Origin of the sequence: Streptomyces sp. NPDC046909 (assembly GCF_040644695.1) — a bacterium.
Taxonomy (GTDB): Bacteria; Actinomycetota; Actinomycetes; order Streptomycetales; family Streptomycetaceae; genus Streptomyces.
On record NZ_JBEYXC010000005.1, the window covers coordinates 464039 to 482888 of the forward strand.

Consider the following 18850-nt stretch of genomic DNA (forward strand, 5'->3'; position numbering starts at 1 on the left):
AGGCCCCGGGCGCGCACCGTGTCGTCGGTGTCAGGGATGGCGACGGCAGCGGCCGCGCACCTCGTCGAGGCCGGCGTCGACGCCTCGACCCGCACTGTGGGCGATGTCCTGGATGACGCGGTCCGGTCGCCGCCACAGCGGTCGCTGATATGAGGGGACGGCGGCGGGTCCGGTCACGGCTGTTCGCGTAGTTCCCCGCGCCCCTGACCCGGCGTCGTTCCCGCCGTCTGCGAAGAGAAGCCCTCGCGCAGTTGCAGCGGTGCCATGCCGTGCCAGCGGTGGACGGCCCGGCGCAGGGCGCGTTCGTCGGAGAAGCCCGCCTGGCGGGCGACCTCGCGGAGGGTGAGGTGAGGGCGGTGCAGGAGCAGTTCGACGCGCTCACGGCGTACGCCCTCGACGATCGCCTCGTAGGAGGTGCCGCAGTCGGCCAGGCGGCGGCGCAGCGTCCGCTCGCTCGACGCGTGTCTGCGGGCCTGCTCGGAGAAGGAGGGGACGACCGGGAGACTCTGCGCGACGGAGATCTCCAGGATCTCCAGCAGGTCCTGCTGACGGCGGCGGGAGGCCATCTGCCCTTCGAGGAGTTCGAGGGTCGAGGCGTAGGTGACCGGATCACGGCCCGGCATCGGCCGGTTGATCCATGCCTGCGGTACCACCAGCCGGTTGCGGGAGGCGCCGAAGCGCAGGGGGCAGCGGAAGAGGTCGCGGAAGGGCTGGACGTCGCGCGGGGTGGCGAAGGCGAAGTGGACCTCCTGGGGTGCGAGGCCGGTGTCGGCGGCGAGGCGGCCCAGGGTGACGACGCTGGAGAACGCCTCCTGGACGAGGAAGACGGCGACGTGCGGGTCGATCATCGGGTCCGGGAGGTCGGCTCGGACCACATAGTCGGAGCCCTCCCGGCCCGCCGACCAGACCGTCATCGCCCCGGACACGTTCTGGAAGCGCACCCCCGCCTCGATGGCGGCCTGGAGGGTGTCGCCGGCGAGCATGGCGAAACCCACCAGCCCCCAGGCGGTGAGGTGCTGCGCGGCTCCGACCCGCAGGCCCAGGTTCTCGTCCCCGGTGAGTTCGACAGCGCGCCGGATGACGGCACTGCCCTGGCGGTAGGAGACGCGCAGGGCCGCCGAGCGCATCAGGGTCTCGGTGAGACCGACCTGGTCCAGTTCCGGTTGCAGGTCGACTCCGTACTCCTCGGTGATCTGGCTCAGGTAGCGCAGAATGTTCGGGGAGATCGTCGCTGACGTGCTGCGGGTGGTGCCGCTGTCCGGATGGGTTGCCTCGGTCATGGCTGCTCTCCAGGGCCGTACTCGCGACCACCTTAGGCATCTGTGGCCGGTTTCTGTCGCGCTAGCGGGTACGGATCCAGACGGTCTTCTCCCTGGTCCACTGCGCGAAGGCGTCGGTCGACCGCTCCGCCCCGCCGAATCCTGACTGTTTCCAGCCACCGAAGGGAGTGGTGATGTCCCCCTCGCTGTAGGAGTTGACGGAGACCACTCCGGCCTGGATGCCGCGGGCGAGGCGGAAGGCGGTGTCGAGGTCGTGGGTCCACAGGGAGGCGGCGAGGCCGTAGGGGGTGGTGTTCGCCGTCTGGATCGCCTCCTGCTCGGAGGTGAAGGTCTGGACGGTGACCACGGGGCCGAACAGTTCCTCGGTGAGGACCCGGCTGCCGTTGGGGGCGCCGACGACGACGGTGGGCGGGTAGTAGGCCCCGTGCGGGTGGAGCCCCGCCGGCAACCCGGCGGTGTGGGCCACCGCTCCGGCGGCGACCGCCTCGTCCACGGCGCGGGCGACCCTCTCTCGCGCGGCAGTGCTGATCAGCGGTCCCGTACGGGTGTCCGGCTTGGCCGGGTCGCCGATGACCAGGGCCCCGGCGGCGGCCGTGAACCGTGCGACGACCTCGGCGGCGATGTCCTCGTGGACCAGGATCCGGGAACCGGCCGTGCAGTTCTGCCCCATCGTCAGGAACGCGGCCTCGATCATGTCGTCGATGAGGTCGGCGCCGAAGCCGAGCGCGTCCGGCATCAACACCTGGGGGCTCTTGCCGCCCATCTCCAGGGAGACCCGCTTGAAGTTGGTCTCCGCGGCGTCGGCCAGGATCCGCCGTCCGGTCGCCGTCGAGCCGGTGAAGGAGAGCGCGCCGATCCCGGGGTGGCGGGCGAGGGCCCGGCCGGCCTCCGCGCCGTAGCCGGGCAGCACGGTGAGCACGCCGTCCGGGAGCCCTGCTTCCGCCGCCAGCCGGGCCACGTGGAGGGCCGAGCGCGGGGTCGCCTCGGCCGGCTTGAGCAGCAGGCTGTTGCCCGCGGCGAGGGCGGGCCCGATCTTCCAGGCGGCCATGGCGAGCGGGTAGTTCCAGGGGAGGATGGCGGCGACCGCTCCGACGGGTTCGCGGCTCATCAGGCCCAGGTGGTCGTGGCCGGTGGGGGCGGTGCGGCCGAAGACCTTGTCGGCCGCCTCCGCGAACCAGCGGATCGACTCGATCGCGCCCGGCACATCGCCGGTACGGCACTCCGTGATGGGTTTGCCCGCGTCCTCGCAGTCCAGGCGGGCCAGGGTCTCGGCGTCGCGTTCCATCAGTTCGGCGAGGCGCAGCAGGACCGCGGCCCGCTCCCGGGGCGGCTGGCCCGCCCACACCCCGCTGTCGAAGACGCGGCGTGCCTGGTCCACGGCCGTGTCGACCTCGTGCGCGGTGGCGGCGGGCAGGGTGTCGAGTGTCTCGCCGGTCGCCGGGTTGACGACGGTGAGCAGGCGGTCGTTCGTGTGCGTGGTCACGGTCATGCCTCCTGTACCAGTTCCCAGCGGCCGTCGACCTGCCGGGCCAGTCCTCTGCGGCGCAGATCCTCCAGATACCGGGCCAGGCCGCGCTCGCCGCGTTTGCGGAAGAGCGGCAGAAGCCGGGGCAGCAGGTTCGGCATGAGCATGGAGAGGCGGACGAGGACCGATTCGCCGAGGCGTGGATATGCCTCGAACCGCGGCCGGTCGAGCATGCTCACCACGGCGGCGACGACGTCGGACGGCTGCTGCGGAGGGTCCTGGAACTGCAAGGAGTTGCCGCCGTCGACGGCCTCGCGGCGCAGCATCGGGGTGTCGGTGGCCGACGGCAGGACCGAGCCGACGCGGATGCCCTTGGTGCCCAGGTCGAGGGCGATGGACAGCATCGCGCCGCGCAGTCCGAACTTCGACGCCGCGTAGATGGGGGTCTCGCCCTGGGGGAAGATGCCCGCCAGCGACACCGTCGTGATGACGCGGGGGTCGGCGGCGGCCCTCAGCAGGGGAATGGCGAGCCGTGTGGCCACCAGCGGGGAGATCATGTTGAGGTCGATCTCCCGCTCGATCGTCTCCACGGCGCGCACGTCGAAGCGCTCGGTGCTGGTCATGCCGACGTTGTTGACCAGCACGTCGAGGCGGCCGAAGGCGGCGGAGACCTGTGCGAAGAGGTCCGCGACCCCGGCCCGGTCCAGCAGGTCGCAGCCGAGGCCCAGGTGACCGGCGCCGGGAAGGCTGTCCGCGACCCGCTTCGCACGTTCACCGTCGATGTCGACGACGACGCACACCGCGCCGCCGTTCGCGAACCGCCGGCACAGCGCGCTGCCGATGCCGCCCGCGCCTCCGGTCACCAGCATCACCTTGCCGGTGCAGTCGTAGCCGCTCATGCCACCGTCTCCTTGCTGCGGATCACCGGCACGGCCGGGGCGCGTCCCTCGGTGGGCCAGCCCATGGCGGCGGCGACCTTGGTCAGGTATTTGGTGTACGCGGCGCTGTCGACGTAACCGGTGTGGCGCGGGGAGTCCACGAACCTCAGACCGCCCGACAGGTCCGGGCGGTCACCGCGGATCATGCCGGCGAACCGGGCGGCGTTCGGCGTGCCCCGGCGGCTGTCCTGGACGAAACCGGCGATCAACTGGGCCTGAGCGTCGAAGAGTTGGTAGGCACCGGAGTTGGTCTCGATGAAGCCGACGCCGAACAACCCCTCGTGCTCGCGGGAGAACGACGACAGATACAGGTCAGGGTGCTGCTCGTCGCCGAAGTAGCGCTGGGCGACGGGCACTTTGTGGACGTAGCCGGTCGCCAGCAGGATCAGGTCGAAGTCGTTGCTGCTGCCGTCGGTGAAGTGGACGGTACGGCCCTCGGCGCGCACGATGCCGGGCCGCGCGGTGATGTCGCCGTGCTGAAGGTGATGCAGCAGCATCGAGTTGACCGTGGGGTGGGTCTCGAAGAGCTTGTGGTCCGGCTTCTGCAGACCGAGGCGGGTCGGATCGCCGTTGACGATCCGCAGGAGCGTGCCGAACAGCCGCTGCTCCAGCCACTTCGGCATCCGGGGGCCGACGCCTTCGAGGGTGTCCACGGGCCTGCCGAACAGGTGCTTGGGGATGAACCAGTAACCGCGGCGCATGCTGATCTCCGCGTGGTCGGCGGCACGGGCCGCGTCGCAGGCGATGTCGCAGCCGGAGTTGCCCGCGCCGACCACCAGGACCCGCTTGCCGCGCAGTTCGTCGCTGCTGCGGTAGGACACCGTGTGCCGGATCTCGCCGCTGAAGTCACCCGGGATCTCGGGCATGTTGGGGTGCCACTGCGAGCCGGTACAGACCACCACCTGCGCGTGCCGGCTGGTGCGCCCGTCGGCACGCGTGACCGTCCAGGTGCCGTCCGCGTTCTTCGCCACGTCGCGCACCGCGGTGCCGAACTCGATGCGTTCCGACAGCCCGTACGCGTCGGCGAACGACGTCAGATACGACAGGATCTGCCGCTGCGGCGGGTAGTCGGCGAAGTGGTCGGGCATCGGCCAGCCGCCGAAGCCCGAGAGGGTCTTGCTGGAGATGAAATGGGCCGACTCGTACATCGGGCTGCCCGGGTTGTCGATGTCCCACAGGCCGCCCGGACCGGTGTGCCGCTCGATGTGCGTGTAGGGAAGCCGTCGCTCACCGAGCGCCCGTGCCACGGCCAGCCCAGCGGGACCGGCACCGATGACACACGTGTCGAATTCGGACTCCTTCACGAGCCCACCTCCTCTCGTCGCCACTGTCGGCGTGGGAGGAACTTAGGCAGCACGCGAGCACCGGCGGACTGGCCCGTGCGGCCACAAAGGGGGCCGCAGCGGCCAGCCCACTGACCGCCCCGCCGCGCCACACCCCGATGCCGCCGCCCGAATGGCCGGCTCCTCGGCACCAGCCGCTGTGGCCCCTTGACCCCGAAGTCATCGGCTCCCGGCCCCGGGCCCCTCCGGGCTGCTGGCCTCCAGGGTCCCCCGTGTGGCCGTCGGTGTCCTCCGGCGGGACGGTCCGGATCTCTACGGTTGCTCCACTCGAGCACGCCGGCCGGTCCGCGGTCCGTGACAGGAAGAGGGTCCCCGATGACCGCATCCGTCGAAGCGACGGCTCCGTCCCCGCCCGCGAGCGGCCGCTCGCTCGCGGGAGCCCGTCGGGTCACGGCCACGGTGTTCGTCGCCCAGGGCGTGGCGGTGGCCGCCGTGTCCACCACCGTGCCCGCCGTGGAGAGCCGTCTGGGGTTGTCGTCTCTGGCGATGACCGCCCTCACGGTCGCCCTGACCCTGACCGCGAGCGCCGGCAGCTTCGCGGGTCTGGCCGCCGTACGCCGCTGGGGTCCCGTCGCTGTCATGCGCGCGGCGGTGCTGACCGCGGCCGCGGCCCTGGTGTCCGTGGCGTGGGCACCCGGCCGGGCCGTCGCCGCGGCGGCCTACATCCTCTTCGGGCTGACGCTGGGCGCCATCGACGTGTCCGTCAACACCCGCGCGGCCACCGTCGAACGCCACCACGGACGCAGCATCCTCTCCTCCTTCTACGCCGCATGGAGCGCCGCGGGCGTGGCAGCCGCGCTGCTGACGGCGGGCGTCTCACGACTGGGCTGGCCCGTCCAGTACGTCCTGACCGCGCACGCCGTGCTCGTGGCCCTCCTGGTGCTGACCGTCCGGCCCCACGTCCTCGCGCCCGAGCCCTCGTCGTCAGGCGACCGACCGGCGCGGGACGACGAGATCCCGGAGCGGCGGGTGTGGGCGCGGCTCGTCCCCTTCGGTGTCGTCCTGCTCGTCGCCTACGTCGTCGACTCCACGGTCTCGGCCTGGTCGACGGCCTACCTCCACCAGACGCTCGGCGCGTCCTTGGCCGCCGCGCCGCTCGCCTACGCGGCCTACCAGGCGGGCACGGTGACCGGCCGGGCGGGCGCCGACCTCATGGTGCGCCGGGTCGGGCCGGTGGCGGTGGTCCGCGCCGCGTCCCTGCTCGCGGCCGTCGCTCTGACCGGTCTGGCAGTGGCTCCGAGTTGGCCGTACGCGGTCGTCGCGGCGTGCTGCGCGGGCCTCGGAGTCGCCGCTCTGATCCCGTTGTGCGTCGCCGCGGCCGGCCGGCTGCGACCCGGCGCCCCCGAGACGGTGCTGGCCCGGCTCAATGTCTTCAACTACGTCGGCGTGCTCGTCGGAGCCGGCGCGAGCGGGGGTCTGGGGGCTACGGGCCACTTCCGTATCGCCTACGCGATACCCGCTGCCCTCGTTTTGGCCCTGGTGGCCATGGCGCGCTTCTTCCGCCCGACGGCACCCGGGCCGCCGTATGCGTGGACAACCCGTCGCCGAGGCTCGGCCCGCGACCTCCGCGTGGCCGTGGACAGCGGTCGTAGGCCCTGACCGCGGTGTCGCCTCAGTACCAGACGGAGAACGTGGCGTCGGCTCTGCCGGTGGTGGTGGAGATCGGGTCGATGCGCAGCCCGTAGTTGTAGTGGCGGATGTAGCGGTCCGGGTGGCTGTGAGAGCGGAACGACGACCAGGACGGGTCGGCGAGCCCGGCGGTCCTGTGGAAGGTGGCGTCCTGGGCGAACCTCATGGCCAGGGTGGGCCTAGGGCACAAGGCGTCGTCGCGGCCGTCGGCCCTGTCCGGCGGCCAGCAGCAGCGCGTCGCCATCGCCCGCGCCCTCGCCATGAAGCCGGAGCTGATGCTCTTCGACGAACCGACGAGCGCCCTCGACCCCGAGATGGTCGGCGAGGTCATCGCAGTGATGAAGGAACTCGTCGACGACGGCATGACGATGATCGTCGTCACTCACGAGATGGGGTTCGCCCGCTCGGCCGCGGACCGGCTGGTCATGTTCGACCAGGGGGCCGTCCTGGAGGAAGGCCCCCCTGAGCAGCTCATGACCGACCCCGCCCACGAACGCACACGCGCCTTCCTACGCCGTATCAATGAGAGCGGCTGAGCACACGCGGGCCGGACGCCGGGCTCGGCGCCCTGGGGAGTCGTGGGAGGATCCGGAATCTCGTGCCCGGTCTTGCGGCGCCTGCGCCGTGCCTCGGGGCGCGGGCGGCCGGCCGGGGTGCCTGCCGCCCGGGGTCGGACAGCGCGCACATGTGCTCTCGTCCGTCACTCGGTGGACCGCAGGTGCTGGGACACCGCGTCGGTCGCTTCAGCTGTCAGCCTGTGCTCCGTCCGTGGATGTCTCCGGCTGTGCGGGGGCGTCTGCGGCGGTGTAGAAGACGGAAGAACCCTGCTTGGTGCGCTGGACCTGGCTCTTGGCCACGAGTCCTTCGAGTGTGCTGCGTACGACGGTGGTCTTGATGCTGCGGTCGGGATGGGTCTGTCCGAGCGCGGTGGCGACCTCTGCCGCCGAGCGCGGTTCGTTCTGCTCGGTGAGGTGGCCGCGGATGAGTTCCACGAGGGTGGGCTTGGCCGTCTTGGCGGTCGCGGTCTTCGCCGCGGTCTCCTTGGTTGTCCTGCTGCCCTGCTCGGTACCGGCCTTCTTCGCGCGGCTGCGCTTGCCCGTCGCGGGCTTGGCAGGCGTCTCGTGCCGGGGAGAGGGGACTGCGGCGTCTTCCGGTGACGGGGCGGCCTCAGTCGGCGAGTCTGCGGTGCCGAGCGCCTTTTGGATGTTCACCAGAACGGTGTGGTCATGTTGCAGGGCGAGCAACTGTTCCTGCAGTGCGGCGATTTCCGCTCCGATGCGTTCTTGTTCCTTGGCGTTGCGTTCGAGGTCGCTCGCCACCTGGGCGGTGTATTGCGAGGTGAGTTCGGTGCTCGGGAACGTGGTCTCCGGCATGATGCTGGCCTTTCCTCGGTTCGCGGCCGCGGTGACGTCGTGCACTGGCGTCGGCGTGGGCGGCCGTGACACCTGCTGTGTCAGGTCCTGGCGCAGAGATAGTACGCAGAGTTGGAAGTGTTTGTTCCTGTGAAGCGATGCCTTGCGCTCATACCGCGAGGCATTCATGGGCGGCTGCCTGGTCTGACGTCGTCCAGCCCACGTCCCGGCGGGAGTTCTCGGCGGAAGCGGCACCCAACAAGCTCGACTCGTCGCAGTCGCGGGTCAGGGCGTTGGTGACGGCGCATAGTGGCGGGCGAGATCGGTGGCGAGGTCGCGGAGATGAGCCCTGGCTTCGATGGGGCCGTGGACAGTGATGGCGCTCCCGAACGGCAGTAGTGCGCGCACGTCCTCCAGACGCAGGAAGCGGATCGTCACCTTGCGGCCGGTGTCGGATTCTTCCTGGCCGTCCAGGACGAGTCGTAGGCCGAAGATCCGTTGCGCTCGCTCGATCTGGGTGTGGTCGATGGTGGCGCTGACTTCTATCGCGTGGTTGTGCTCCCACTGTTCGATGAGCGCCGCAGTGACGGTGGCGAGGGTCTGGCTCTCGCGGATCCGTCGTGGCTGGTCGACTTCGTTCCATGTCGTGATCCGTTCGAGTCGGTACATCCGTGCCACTCGGGCACAGTCGGCGACGAGGTACCAGACGCCGGCCTTGGCGAGCAGCCCGTAGGGATCCACGACCAGGTCGCGTGGGCCCGAGGCGCGTGGGCTGTCGTATTCGATCCGTAGCCGGCGACCTCGCCGCACCGCGCCGATCAGCGAAGCCGGAGTCGTGCCGGACGCTCGTACCTGACGCCAGGGACGGCTGTCGACATGCACCACGTCGGTGAGCGGCAGGAGCTCATCAACTCGACGCGGCTGTGCGGCGGCGAGCTTGGAGAGCGCGCGCCGGCTTTCAACCGATGCGTCGAGCTCGGCACGTTGCCGCTCGTCCAGCCCGGTGAGCGAGAGATGATCACGCTCGCCCGGCGTGAGTCGCGTGAGGTCGAGCCCGGACCCGGCCAGCATGGTGACACCTCCGAGACGGCCCCGGTGTGCGATCACCGGCAGACCGGCGTCGCGGAGCCAGTTCAGGTCCCGTGTGATGGTGCGAAGGGACACCCCGAGTGCTGAGGCGAGTTCCTGTGTGGTCACGGCATCCCTCGATTCGAGGAGCAGCATCAGGGCGAAGAAGCGATCCGGAGTCACCCACCAACCTTTTCAAGAATTGCGACACGATGTGGCGCATATCCCGGCGAGGCTGGTGGCTGCGTACCTACGACCCGACCCGTGAAAAGGATTGCCCATGACCACATCCGTCGTGTCCATCGTCTACGTCAACGACGCTCCCGCCGCAGCTCGTTTCTACGGTGACCTCCTCGGCCTGAGCCCCTCGTTCGAGACTCCGGGATACATCACCTTCGACCTCGGCCCAGGCGCTGAACTCGCTGTGTGGTCCGGCCAGTTCGAGGACCTGTCACCGGACGTCCCGCGCACCGGTGAGATGTGCCTGGCCATCACTGATGGGCCCGACGAGATCAACGCGATCTTTGAGCAGTGGAAGTCGAAGGGGGTCACGATCCTGCGCGAGCCTCATGACGCGGGGTTCGGGCTGACCTTCCTCGCAGCCGATCCTGACGGGAACCGTATCCGCGTCGCACCGCGGGACTGAGAGGCCGCGATGCGGCAGGCGCGCACGACAGGTGTCGCGCCTGCCGCCGCCTGGCTTCGAGCGGACGACGAGTGCCCCACGCTGATGCGCCCCTGAGCGTCGAGGGCCGTAGGTGGCTCGACAAGCCGTGCCGGCCACGTCCCATCGCTCGCCCACGTCACCGCTGAGACGGGTATCTCTCGCGCATGCGCCGACAAGTCGGCAAATCGCTGGCAGCTACACGGTGACGCGGGATAGCAGGACCAGCCGTCGACCGCACTGGAGTCGAATACGACTCCAGCATGGGTCATCGAGCAGATCGAGTCCTGGCGCACGCACGCCCCGGGATCAATGGCCTTGCTGCGGTGGCGCCAGGACAGCGATGCTGGACCCGTGCCGGGACAGCGCAAGAGAAAGCGTCAGCAGGGCGGGGGGCGGCAGGCCGCCGTCAGCACCGGGCCCGGCGCCGGTCGTTGGCAGGTGATCTTCGAGACCCAGGACGAGTCGGAGTGGCATGCCCATCTGCGTCGTCTGCGTGCCGGGTCGGAGCGGATCGACTGGGCAAGAACCCGGATCGACACCCTCTGCGGGCGCCTGCTGCACCCAACCACCTATCGGCTGAGTCTCTTCGTGCCGGGCCCCGTCTGCGATCCCAACCAGGACCACCCTGATCATTGATCTTGTGTCTAACGGATGCTTTGTCAGCTACCGGCCGAGAGGGCGGTGTTGATCGGCGAGCAGCCCGCCCTCCCCTCCGGAACTCGCGAACACCACCGGCCGGCGCCCGTTCTGCTCGGCACACAGGAAGTACGCCCCGCCGACGGACTCACCGGCGATCACCGGTCAGCGCGGCCCAAGGGCCTCTCAGGCCGCCATCAACGCAGCCAGGGCGCGGTCCATCGCGGCGTTGAACTCTTCCGGTGTCAGCGGCAGTCGGGACTTGACGTCCCGACTCCATTGGTCGGCGAGGACCTCGGCGGAGCCCGCCTCGACACCGTCGAGCGCCGCGTCGGCCAGGTCCGACGGAGCGATCTTGTCCACGGGCCAGCCCGCCGCCATGTCGGTGTCGGCCAAACCGAGGTGTACCGCTGTGACGAGCGTGCCCTGCTCGGTGAGTTCCAGGCGGACACCGTTGGTCATGGCCCAGGCGGCGGCTTTCGTGAGGTGGTAGGCGTTGGCGCCCTTGCCCCCGAACCACGACATGGCGGAGAGGACGTTGACGATCGCGCCCCCGCCGTTCGCGGCGAGCGTCGGCGCGAACTCCCGGATCATTCCCAGGTGGCCGAACATGTTGGTCTCCAGCTCGTGCCGCACCGTGTCCAGCGAGCCGGTCACCAGGTCGGTCCCTGTACTGATTCCCGCGTTGTTGATGAGGAGCGAGACGTCCGGGGCGGCCTCGGCGGTGGCCCTCACGGATGCGGGATCGGCGATGTCGAGGGGCAGTACCTCGACCCCGGGCAGGTCCACGGTCTCCGGTCGGCGGGCCGTCGCGTAGACCTTGTGTGCGCCTCGTTCGAGCAGGCGCTGGGCGAAGGCGCGGCCCAGGCCGCGGTTGGCTCCGGTGACAAGGGCGACGGAGTTGTTGATATCCATGCCCGGTACGCTAAAACCTGACGCTGACGTCAGAGGCAAGTGCTGGCCGTCAGGACCGGGGCGAGAGGAATCACCATGACCGTCACGGAGGCTGCGGCCGAGCGGCTGGTCCGCATCGGCGAGGTGGCACGGGACGCCGGCGTCTCGGTACGGGCCGTGCGCTACTACGAGCAGCAGGGGCTGCTCATCGCGGAGCGCAGTCCGTCAGGCCAGCGCCTCTACCGGCAGGACGCCGCCACCCTGGTGCGCTTCTTCCAGCAGATGTTCGCCGCCGGTCTGACCAGCCGAAGGATCGCGGAACTCCTTCCATGTTGGGACACCGGGCACACCGACGCCGAGCAGCGAGCCATGCTGCGCGCCGAGCGCGACCGCATCCAGGCCAAGGTCGACGACCTGCAGGCCGCCCTGGATCGCCTCGACGAGGTCATCGCGATCACGGACACGCACCCGTAGGCGCGGTCGGTCGGGCGTCGCACCAGCGGACTACGGCGGGGGTACCAGGGGAGGGAGACGTCTGGCTCGGGCGCGAACTCGTGTGTCGCGATGCGGAACTGATGGGGCCGCAGCCTGGAGGAGAGGGGCTGTCCAGGGCCGCTTCGACGCGGTGACCGCCGGGGGGGGACCACCGGCTGGAACGGACCGCCCGCGCCGGCTCGATCGCCAATACCGGTCCGCTCATGGCGCCGGAGCCCGGCCAGTCGGAGCTGCCGCTCCCAACTGATGACCCACCGTGCACGCTTCACGGAACGCGTGCCAGACCTTTGATTCGGCTCCGCTGGAACGGGGTTGAGCAACTGCCTCGGGCCGATCAGGCGGTTGACGCCTTGTCAGTAGGTGCAAGCTGGGTCTGCAGAGTGTGCTGATGGTGCTGTTGGTTCTGTGCCCAGCGGACAGCGGGTGGTGCTGCCAGGCCGGTCAGCGCGAACATGGCTCCTGCGACATACCAGCCAGGGCGGCCCCAGGTGATGCAGAGGGCGATGAGCAGTCCTGGTCCGAAGGCCTCGGCGAGGCCGGCGCCGAGGCCGAACACGCCCAGGTACTGGCCGGTGGCGTGTCGCGGGGCGAGGGCGAAGGAGACCTCGAAGCCTGCGGCGGAGTGCCATAGTTCGCCGATCGTGTGGATCACCACCGCGGTGATGAGCAGGGTCGCGGCGGCGCACGCCGGTATGCCTGCGGACAGCGAGATCAGTGCGCAGGCGATGAGAAAGGCCGCGCCTGCCCGGCGGTAGGCGTGTGCGCCGGCTGCGGGGGAATCGATGTTGCGGCTGGCCCGGACCTGGAAGGCGACGACGATGATCGTGCCGGTGAGCATGGTGGCCGAGATGAGCCAGTGCGGGGCGGTCGTGGCACCGACGATCCAGAGCGGGATGGCCACGGTGAGCACCTTGAACTGGACGGCCATGATGCCGTCGAGGACGGTCAGCAGCAGGTAGGGGCGGTCTCGCAGGGCGATCCAACGAGGGCCGCCGGTGGTGGGGACGGGCGCGACGGGCGGCAGGAGGATCAGGATCACCGCGGAGACCACGAAGGCGATCGCGTTGCCGACGACCATGAGGTGATAGGCGGTGAGCGTGCCCACTGCGACAACCCCGCCCGCCAGCATGGCACCGAAGGAGATGCCGACGTTGGTCACGGCACGCAGGTATGCCCGGAACTCTTGCGGCCGGTCGCCGCCGTAGTGCCGGATGAGCGGGGAGCGGGCGGCGATTCCGGCGGCTTTCGCCGCGGCGGCGGCGCAGACGGCGAGGACGAACGGCCAGAAGCTGTCCGCCAGGACGAAGCCGGCCGTGGCCAGCGCCTGAACGACGAGGGTGGCCCCGTAGATGCCGCGTGCTCCGTGCCGGTCGGCCAGGTGACCGACCGCGACGCCCAGGGCCAGCGCGAGGAAGCCGGCGATGCCGAGCCCGAGGCCCACCTGGCTGGCCGGAAGGTGAACCGCCTCGGTGAAGTACAGCACTCCAGCGGTGAGGTAGAGGCCGCTGCCGACGGTGTAGATGAAGTTCGAGGCCGCGAGAACGCGCTGCGGTCCGGTGTCGGGCATCAGGCGGGGCATGACAAGGCTCCATGTCCTCGGCAGGCGGCAAGGGCCCGAATAGCTTGTTGCATACTACTTGCAATAGCAAGAAGATTGCCTCAGTGGGTGACTCGGCCGTCTTCGGTGCACTGGGGAAGGTGGCTATTTCGCCCCGTTGGCCTTGTTCGCCCTGGTGCTTGGCAGTCCATCAGGACTCGGTGCCGGCCTCGATGAGGGTGGAGTTGAAGGTGCCCCGGTCGACGATCGCCGCCACCGTCTACCGCAAGGGCACCCCATACAGGACGCCGACCGAGCATGCATCATGCTCGGATACGGGCAGTTGATGAAGCGGGGGAAGACGATGGCGGCTCCACCAGCAAGTGGATCGCACGGGACTGCGGGCTCGGCGGGCACTTCGCAGCCATCCGGCGGACTGATCATCTTCCTGAACGGGACGTCGAGTTCGGGGAAGTCGAGCATCGCCAAGGCGCTCCTTACGCTCCTGGACGATCTGTACTTCCACATGCCGGTGGACCTCCTTGATGACCTGCGCTCGCCGCGGCCCATCGCTCCGGACGAACTGCCCTCGGCGCGCAGGCGTGCGTTGATGGGTTTCCACCGTGCGGTCGCCGGTATGGCTGCGGGCGGCAACAACGTCGTGGTGGACCACGTCCTGAGCGAACCCTGGTGCCTGCTCGACTGCATCGCGCTCTTCGCCCCCGAAGACGTGGTACTGGTGGGAGTGCACTGCCCTCTGCCCGAACTGGAACGGCGTGAGCAGGAGCGCGCAGACCGCGCACCGGGGCTGGCCGCACGCCAGATCGCCCAGGTCCATGCCCACGGTCTCTACGACATCGAGTGCGACACGAGCACCGCCAGTCCGGCCGACTGCGCTCAGAGATCAAGGACTTCCTGCCGCACCGCTCGACGCCCACCGCATTCGAGAAGCTGAAGGCGAACCCCCCAGCCGAGCAGCCACCGGCCGCTTGACAGCGGTCCAGGCAGGCGGTCCAGGCAGGCGGCCCAGGTGGCGAACTCCTCGACGGCGAACAACGCTGTCCAGGCTCAGCATCGCTTCGGTGTGCGGGACGTCCCCGTCGCGGCTCCGCTGCCGCATCAGCCTGACTCTCTCGGTTCTGCCTGACCTCGCACGCCGGGCCATCCGGAGACTCGGGGGCATAAGCGGTCTCTCGTATCAGGCGGTTACCGGTGGCACACATCCGTCCGTGCCGAGGGGCTCACCACGGCGACCATGCTGGTGGGACTCGCACACGAAGAGTTCGTCGGGTGCGGCAAGGCGGAAGCCCCTGTAACCACCGTCCTGAGGCACCACAGTCAGCGAGCTGCGCGGCCAGGGCGGCGCGGTCGACGTACGGGTGGGGTCAGTCAGGTCCCGTGCACCCGCAAGTCCTGGCCCCCCGTCAGGTCCCGCGCACTCCACCACAGACGCAGCTCGAACCCCGCGGGCGGCTCGACGAAGAGTGCAGTGGAGGGGTGGACGGCAGCCAGCTCTGCCAGGGCGTATGCCCGGATGTCGTGGCCGTCGCCGGCCACCGCGTGCCAGTGGCCGGACTCCAGCACGATCCCGTACGGCATCAGCGTCCGTTCCGCACCGTCCGCGCATACGGCCTGCACCGTCGTCGACTCCTTCACCGCCTGGGTCAGGGCGGGCAGCAGCTCGGTGCCGGGGGCCGCCGGCTCCCACGACGTCGCGTCCAGCAGGAAACGCTGGCCTATTCGGGCTGCCCGCTCGCCCATTCCCGGCGGTAGCGCCGCCGCCATCTTCAGGCGGGCGGCCATCGCCTCCGCGCCGAAGCCCAGGTCCGTCGCCGGTCCCTGGGGCGGGAGCATGAACAGCGTCTCCGCCTCGCAGTCCGTGAGGCCGGTCAGCCTGCTGCGGTAGCCGTCCACCAGCCGGTAGCCGCCGTCCAGCCCGCCTTGGCCGTACACCGGCACCCCGGCCGCCTGCAGCGAGGCGATGTCGCGGTACACCGTCCGTACGGAGGTCTCCAGCTCCTGCGCCAGTTGCCGAGCCGTCACCCGGTCCCGGGTCTGCAGCAGGAGCAGCATCGACAGCAGACGGCTCGCCCGCACCCTGACCTCCCCTCACCGGCCGACAACGCGTAGCCGGTCCTGATCACGCTACAGACTGACACAGGGTGGCAGTCGGTCCCTCCTACCGTCCGAACATGACCTACCACCCGAAGCACATACGCTCCCTCCCCCCGCTCACGCTCCGCGGACGGCAGATGAAGCTCTACCACGTGACCAACGAACCCGGCACCGAACTCCCCGCCGAGATCACCGACGCCGCCTATGCCGCGGCCGCGGAAATGGTCGTGGCCCCCGACGACGGCACCCCGCCGGTGGGCTGGCTGGTTCTGCACCAAGGGCGCGACGCGATGTACCTGTGCGTCTACAGCTGGGTCTGGGACAACGTCGTACTCACCCGTACCGCCTCTGCGGGCGAGCCCCATCTCGGCGGCACTGCGGGTGACTTGACCCGTTACGTCGTCAACGCCGAGCCGTACACCGGCTGTGTCTGGGAGCTGCCGGCCCTGGGTCACGAGCGCACGTCCTTCGTCCGGCACATCCTGCGGCCTCCGGCGCCCGACATCGCCGCCTACCTCGCCGATGCCCTCGCGGACGGACCGACGGACCAGCCGCTGGTCGACGCGGTGCGCTGACCCCGGGCCTGTCTTTCGGATCCTGCCGGGTCCCACGTCGTCCCGCGCGCCGATCGCTCGCACCGGACGACGCTTCCGAGGCGGGCGCTGCACCGTCACCAGAGTTGTTCGACCCCTCGACGTCTGCGGCAAGATCCGAAAGGCGGGCCCCAGTGCCGTGACCGGGAAGGTTCACGGGTGAGAGCGAGGTGGTTGGCCATTGCTGCGCTCGGGGAGGGCATGTCGTCTGTTCAGTCGAGGATCGCGGTGGCTTCGATCTCTACCAGGTGGTCGGGGACGTCCAATGCCGCAACGCCTATGAGCGTGGTGGGCGGTGCGGGGGTGATCCCCAGCTTCGCGGCTGCCTTGGAGATTCCTTCCAGGAGCGGTGCCATCTTGTCGGGGGTCCAGTCGACGACGTAGAAGGTCAGCTTCGCCACGTCGTCGAAGGAGCCGCCGACCTCCGTCAGGGCTGTGCCGACGTTGAGATAGCTCTGCTCGACCTGGGCGGCAAGGTCGCCTTCGCCGATCGTGATCCCGTCGGCGTCCCATGCGACCTGCCCGGCGATGAAGACCAGCCTCGACCCGGATGCGATCGACACCTGTCGGTAGACATCGATCTTGGGCAATCCGCTGGGGTCCACAAAGGTGATGGCCATGCTGCTTGTCTCCTCGGCTGAGCGTCTGAGCGTCTACGGGGTCGGGTCCGCCCCGACCAGGACACTCTGGGTCTCTTGTGGTTACTCAGGAACCATAGGAGAGTGGTCGCTGACGTGGAAGAACGCACTTTTCAGTGACTGGAGAACCTGATGGTGACCAAGCAGCTCACAGGCTCGCCCGAGGACACGGACCTGGCGCGTGCGGGCTCTTTGGCGCGGGAGATCTTCTCGGACGTCGCCAACAAGTGGGCGTTCCTGATCGTCGAGGGTCTCGGTGACCGCACCTTGCGCTTCAGCGAGCTGCGGAACGAGATCGAGGGGATCAGCCACAAGATGCTCACCCAGAACCTGCGCATGCTGGAACGCAACGGCCTGGTCGAGCGCACCGTGTACCCCACCGTCCCGCCGCGGGTCGAGTACACCCTCACCGAGCCGGGCCAGGCTCTGCGAGCGACGGTCGATGGGATGTGCGGCTGGACCCGCCAGTACTTCGGTGACATCGAGGCTGCCCGTCGTCGCTTCGACGCCTGACTTCTGCGGCCGACCAGTGTGCGACCAGACTCGGCCGTCTGGTCATGCCGCCTTGGCGAGGGGGCGTTTGTCCCAGCGGATGCCCTTCTGCGGGCCGAAGCGCGCCTCGATCGGATTGGCCCAGGACGCGTAGGTCGAGGTGAAGCACAACTCGGCAACTCGGCCTTGTTCTTCTTCGCCCAGCGGTGGATGTCCGCGCCGGTATGAGCGGAGAGATGGCCCAAGACGATGTAGACCGGGGCGCCTTCGGGCCGGGCAGCGCGGATCGACGTCAGGGCGGCCAGGGTGGTGGCAGTGCCTTTGCGACGACGGTTGACGCCTCACAGGAGGTCGTGGCCAACGGAGTAGCAGCCGTGGAAGTAGGTGACACCATGGCCGCGGTGCTATGTCGCCGGTAAGCGGTCGGGCTCGCCTTGTCCGGCCCTCCAGCCTCCGACCTAGGACCACGGCAGGCAGGTCACACGGCCTCGCATCCCAGAGGTGGAGCATGACGTGGCGTTGGCCCTGGGGAAAGTCGGGCTCTGTCGTGGATCTTGTGATGGCGATCAGCGAGGCGGATAGAGTTGTCCCGCAGGTTGAGAGGGGTGACGTTGAGCTCGACAGGGGCGCGGGTGATCGGCATCATCCCTGGCGCGGAGGCTCGGGAACTCCCGGACCGTTGCGTCCAACTCATACGGCCACGTCGGTCGTTTATGGATTCGCGGACTTCATCGACGACGCCCACGGGTCCACCGCGGCCACGGACGCGGCGAACGGCGGCGCTGGTCGCGTACTCCTCCCCGCAGATCGGCCGCGAACCCAGCCCCGATGACCCGTATCGCTGAGGAGGCCGTCCCATGGAACCCGCCACGCTGATCACCGGTGGCTCGACCGGAATCGGCGCCGCCACCGCCCGCGCCCTGCTCAAGCAGGGCCACCGCGTGGCCGTCACCGGACGTGACGCGGACAAGCTGGCCGCGTTCGCCGCGTCGGCCGGAGCGGGCGAGCGGCTGCTGACGATCACTGGCGACGCAAGCGACGCGCACGACGTCGCCTCCGCCGTGCGCCGCGTGGTGGATGCGTGGGGTCGGCTGGACAACGTCATCGCCAACGCCGGTTTCTCACTGCCCGGCAACCTGGAGAGCCATGCCCCCGAGGATATGCGCGCCATGGTCCTCACCAACGTCCTGGGCCCGGCCCTGCTGGTGCGGGAGACCCTGCCGCACCTGAGGGAGTCCAAGGGCCGGATCGTGATCCTCGGTTCGGTCGCCGGGGTGCGCAACACGCCTGGCAACCTGTACTCGGTCACCAAGTGGGCCGCGCACGCGCTGGCCGAGAACACCCGACTGCTGGTGGGCAAGGATGGAGTCGGTGTGACCGTCGTCGCCCCCGGGGTGGTGGACACCCCCTTCTGGGACGGGCGCGGTGGCACCCCCGAGGCGGCGCCGGCGATGACCGCCGAGCACATCGCGGACACGATCGTCTTCGCCGTCAACCAGCCCTCGGGCGTGGACATCAACCACATCACCCTGCGGCCGACCGGGCAGATCGGCTGACGCCGCGCTCCCAGCGAACCGTACGACAAGGCGCCTTGGGCCCCCGCCGCATACCAAGCGGTGAAGGCCGAGGGCGCCTTCGGGTGTCCGGGGGACGCGCGGCGTCAAGGGGAGAAGTGGGCCCCCGGAAGGATCACCCCGGACCCTTCGAA

17 protein-coding genes and 4 pseudogenes are annotated in these 18850 nt (G+C 69.6%); 9 read left to right on the forward strand and 12 right to left on the reverse strand.

From position 1 onward, the window contains the following. Positions 1-173: 173 nt before the first annotated feature. The 4 genes from ABZ928_RS19110 to ABZ928_RS19125 form a co-directional block, all read right to left on the reverse strand. Positions 174-1280, reverse strand: a complete 1107-nt coding sequence (locus ABZ928_RS19110) for an AraC family transcriptional regulator ligand-binding domain-containing protein (RefSeq protein WP_361519917.1) — start codon at positions 1278-1280, stop codon at positions 174-176. A gap of 61 nt (positions 1281-1341) precedes the next feature. Further along, positions 1342-2769: an aldehyde dehydrogenase family protein gene (locus ABZ928_RS19115; protein WP_361519920.1), complete on the reverse strand. Its 1428-nt coding sequence runs from the start codon at positions 2767-2769 to the stop codon at positions 1342-1344. Next, positions 2766-3644 (reverse strand): SDR family oxidoreductase, encoded by an 879-nt coding sequence (locus tag ABZ928_RS19120; RefSeq protein ID WP_361519923.1) that lies wholly within the window; start codon positions 3642-3644, stop codon positions 2766-2768. Before ABZ928_RS19120 ends, ABZ928_RS19115 begins: the two co-directional genes overlap by 4 nt. Then, positions 3641-4987 carry an NAD(P)/FAD-dependent oxidoreductase gene (locus ABZ928_RS19125; RefSeq protein WP_361519926.1) on the reverse strand — a complete coding sequence of 449 codons (1347 nt, stop codon included), beginning with the start codon at positions 4985-4987 and terminating at the stop codon, positions 3641-3643. The genes ABZ928_RS19120 and ABZ928_RS19125 overlap by 4 nt, the downstream gene beginning before the upstream one ends. Before the next feature lie 354 nt (positions 4988-5341). Between ABZ928_RS19125 and ABZ928_RS19130 the strand changes: the two genes are divergently transcribed. Further along, the gene (locus ABZ928_RS19130) at positions 5342-6625 is read left to right on the forward strand and encodes an MFS transporter (protein ID WP_361519929.1); all 1284 of its coding nucleotides are present in this window, start codon (positions 5342-5344) and stop codon (positions 6623-6625) included. Positions 6626-6638: 13 nt separating this feature from the next. Here ABZ928_RS19130 and ABZ928_RS19135 read toward each other — a convergent pair. Further along, positions 6639-6818: pseudogene (locus ABZ928_RS19135) on the reverse strand (AbfB domain-containing protein); the annotation flags it as partial. Between ABZ928_RS19135 and ABZ928_RS19140 the strand changes: the two are divergent. Then, a pseudogene (locus ABZ928_RS19140) lies at positions 6817-7191 on the forward strand (ATP-binding cassette domain-containing protein); the annotation flags it as partial. The pseudogenes ABZ928_RS19135 and ABZ928_RS19140 sit on opposite strands and share 2 nt — an antisense overlap. A gap of 207 nt (positions 7192-7398) precedes the next feature. On the opposite strand, the gene ABZ928_RS19145 reads toward ABZ928_RS19140, so the two are convergent. Next, positions 7399-8028: a hypothetical protein gene (locus ABZ928_RS19145; protein ID WP_361519931.1), complete on the reverse strand. Its 630-nt coding sequence runs from the start codon at positions 8026-8028 to the stop codon at positions 7399-7401. Between the two features lie 264 nt (positions 8029-8292). Then, on the reverse strand, positions 8293-9258 hold the full coding sequence (locus ABZ928_RS19150) for a WYL domain-containing protein (protein WP_361519934.1): 966 nt from the start codon (positions 9256-9258) through the stop codon (positions 8293-8295). Positions 9259-9355: 97 nt separating this feature from the next. On the opposite strand from ABZ928_RS19150, the gene ABZ928_RS19155 reads away from it, so the two are divergent. Next, positions 9356-9721 (forward strand): VOC family protein, encoded by a 366-nt coding sequence (locus tag ABZ928_RS19155; protein ID WP_361519937.1) that lies wholly within the window; start codon positions 9356-9358, stop codon positions 9719-9721. 372 nt (positions 9722-10093) lie between these two features. Then, a complete protein-coding gene (locus tag ABZ928_RS19160) occupies positions 10094-10378 on the forward strand; it encodes a hypothetical protein (RefSeq protein ID WP_361519939.1) in 285 nt (94 codons plus the stop codon). 186 nt (positions 10379-10564) lie between these two features. Here the strand turns inward: ABZ928_RS19160 and ABZ928_RS19165 are convergent, their stop codons facing one another. Next, positions 10565-11293: an SDR family oxidoreductase gene (locus ABZ928_RS19165; RefSeq protein WP_361519942.1), complete on the reverse strand. Its 729-nt coding sequence runs from the start codon at positions 11291-11293 to the stop codon at positions 10565-10567. Between the two features lie 75 nt (positions 11294-11368). On the opposite strand from ABZ928_RS19165, the gene ABZ928_RS19170 reads away from it, so the two are divergent. After that, the gene (locus ABZ928_RS19170; RefSeq protein ID WP_361519944.1) at positions 11369-11746 is read left to right on the forward strand and encodes a MerR family transcriptional regulator; all 378 of its coding nucleotides are present in this window, start codon (positions 11369-11371) and stop codon (positions 11744-11746) included. A 355-nt stretch (positions 11747-12101) separates the two neighbouring features. On the opposite strand, the gene ABZ928_RS19175 is transcribed toward ABZ928_RS19170, so the two are convergent. Next, positions 12102-13346 (reverse strand): MFS transporter, encoded by a 1245-nt coding sequence (locus tag ABZ928_RS19175; protein ID WP_361519947.1) that lies wholly within the window; start codon positions 13344-13346, stop codon positions 12102-12104. Between the two features lie 322 nt (positions 13347-13668). Between ABZ928_RS19175 and ABZ928_RS19180 the strand changes: the two are divergent. Beyond that, positions 13669-14297: pseudogene (locus ABZ928_RS19180) on the forward strand (AAA family ATPase). 396 nt (positions 14298-14693) lie between these two features. Here the strand turns inward: ABZ928_RS19180 and ABZ928_RS19185 are convergent. Beyond that, positions 14694-15401 (reverse strand): HTH domain-containing protein, encoded by a 708-nt coding sequence (locus ABZ928_RS19185; RefSeq protein ID WP_361519949.1) that lies wholly within the window; start codon positions 15399-15401, stop codon positions 14694-14696. A gap of 95 nt (positions 15402-15496) precedes the next feature. On the opposite strand from ABZ928_RS19185, the gene ABZ928_RS19190 reads away from it, so the two are divergent. After that, a complete protein-coding gene (locus tag ABZ928_RS19190; RefSeq protein WP_361519952.1) occupies positions 15497-15994 on the forward strand; it encodes a hypothetical protein in 498 nt (165 codons plus the stop codon). A 230-nt stretch (positions 15995-16224) separates the two neighbouring features. On the opposite strand, the gene ABZ928_RS19195 is transcribed toward ABZ928_RS19190, so the two are convergent. Beyond that, positions 16225-16632 (reverse strand): RidA family protein, encoded by a 408-nt coding sequence (locus tag ABZ928_RS19195; RefSeq protein WP_361519955.1) that lies wholly within the window; start codon positions 16630-16632, stop codon positions 16225-16227. A 150-nt stretch (positions 16633-16782) separates the two neighbouring features. On the opposite strand from ABZ928_RS19195, the gene ABZ928_RS19200 reads away from it, so the two are divergent. Continuing rightward, the gene (locus ABZ928_RS19200) at positions 16783-17163 is read left to right on the forward strand and encodes a helix-turn-helix domain-containing protein (RefSeq protein ID WP_361519957.1); all 381 of its coding nucleotides are present in this window, start codon (positions 16783-16785) and stop codon (positions 17161-17163) included. Between the two features lie 42 nt (positions 17164-17205). Here ABZ928_RS19200 and ABZ928_RS19205 read toward each other — a convergent pair. Continuing rightward, positions 17206-17594 (reverse strand): annotated as a pseudogene (locus ABZ928_RS19205) (transposase); the annotation flags it as partial. Between the two features lie 405 nt (positions 17595-17999). Between ABZ928_RS19205 and ABZ928_RS19210 the strand changes: the two are divergent. After that, a complete protein-coding gene (locus ABZ928_RS19210; RefSeq protein WP_361519959.1) occupies positions 18000-18698 on the forward strand; it encodes an SDR family oxidoreductase in 699 nt (232 codons plus the stop codon). Positions 18699-18850 lie beyond the last annotated feature (152 nt).

Bases quoted from the DNA above. Each gene is read 5' to 3' on its own strand.
- ABZ928_RS19115 (WP_361519920.1), bottom strand. From the start codon at position 2,769: ATGACCGTGACCACGCACACGAACGACCGCCTGCTCACCGTCGTCAAC.
- ABZ928_RS19110 (WP_361519917.1), bottom strand. From the start codon at position 1,280: ATGACCGAGGCAACCCATCCGGACAGCGGCACCACCCGCAGCACGTCA.
- ABZ928_RS19170 (WP_361519944.1), top strand. From the start codon at position 11,369: ATGACCGTCACGGAGGCTGCGGCCGAGCGGCTGGTCCGCATCGGCGAG.
- ABZ928_RS19145 (WP_361519931.1), bottom strand. From the start codon at position 8,028: ATGCCGGAGACCACGTTCCCGAGCACCGAACTCACCTCGCAATACACC.
- ABZ928_RS19120 (WP_361519923.1), bottom strand. From the start codon at position 3,644: ATGAGCGGCTACGACTGCACCGGCAAGGTGATGCTGGTGACCGGAGGC.
- ABZ928_RS19190 (WP_361519952.1), top strand. From the start codon at position 15,497: ATGACCTACCACCCGAAGCACATACGCTCCCTCCCCCCGCTCACGCTC.
- ABZ928_RS19200 (WP_361519957.1), top strand. From the start codon at position 16,783: ATGGTGACCAAGCAGCTCACAGGCTCGCCCGAGGACACGGACCTGGCG.
- ABZ928_RS19195 (WP_361519955.1), bottom strand. From the start codon at position 16,632: ATGGCCATCACCTTTGTGGACCCCAGCGGATTGCCCAAGATCGATGTC.
- ABZ928_RS19175 (WP_361519947.1), bottom strand. From the start codon at position 13,346: ATGCCCCGCCTGATGCCCGACACCGGACCGCAGCGCGTTCTCGCGGCC.
- ABZ928_RS19165 (WP_361519942.1), bottom strand. From the start codon at position 11,293: ATGGATATCAACAACTCCGTCGCCCTTGTCACCGGAGCCAACCGCGGC.
- ABZ928_RS19210 (WP_361519959.1), top strand. From the start codon at position 18,000: ATGGAACCCGCCACGCTGATCACCGGTGGCTCGACCGGAATCGGCGCC.
- ABZ928_RS19155 (WP_361519937.1), top strand. From the start codon at position 9,356: ATGACCACATCCGTCGTGTCCATCGTCTACGTCAACGACGCTCCCGCC.
- ABZ928_RS19130 (WP_361519929.1), top strand. From the start codon at position 5,342: ATGACCGCATCCGTCGAAGCGACGGCTCCGTCCCCGCCCGCGAGCGGC.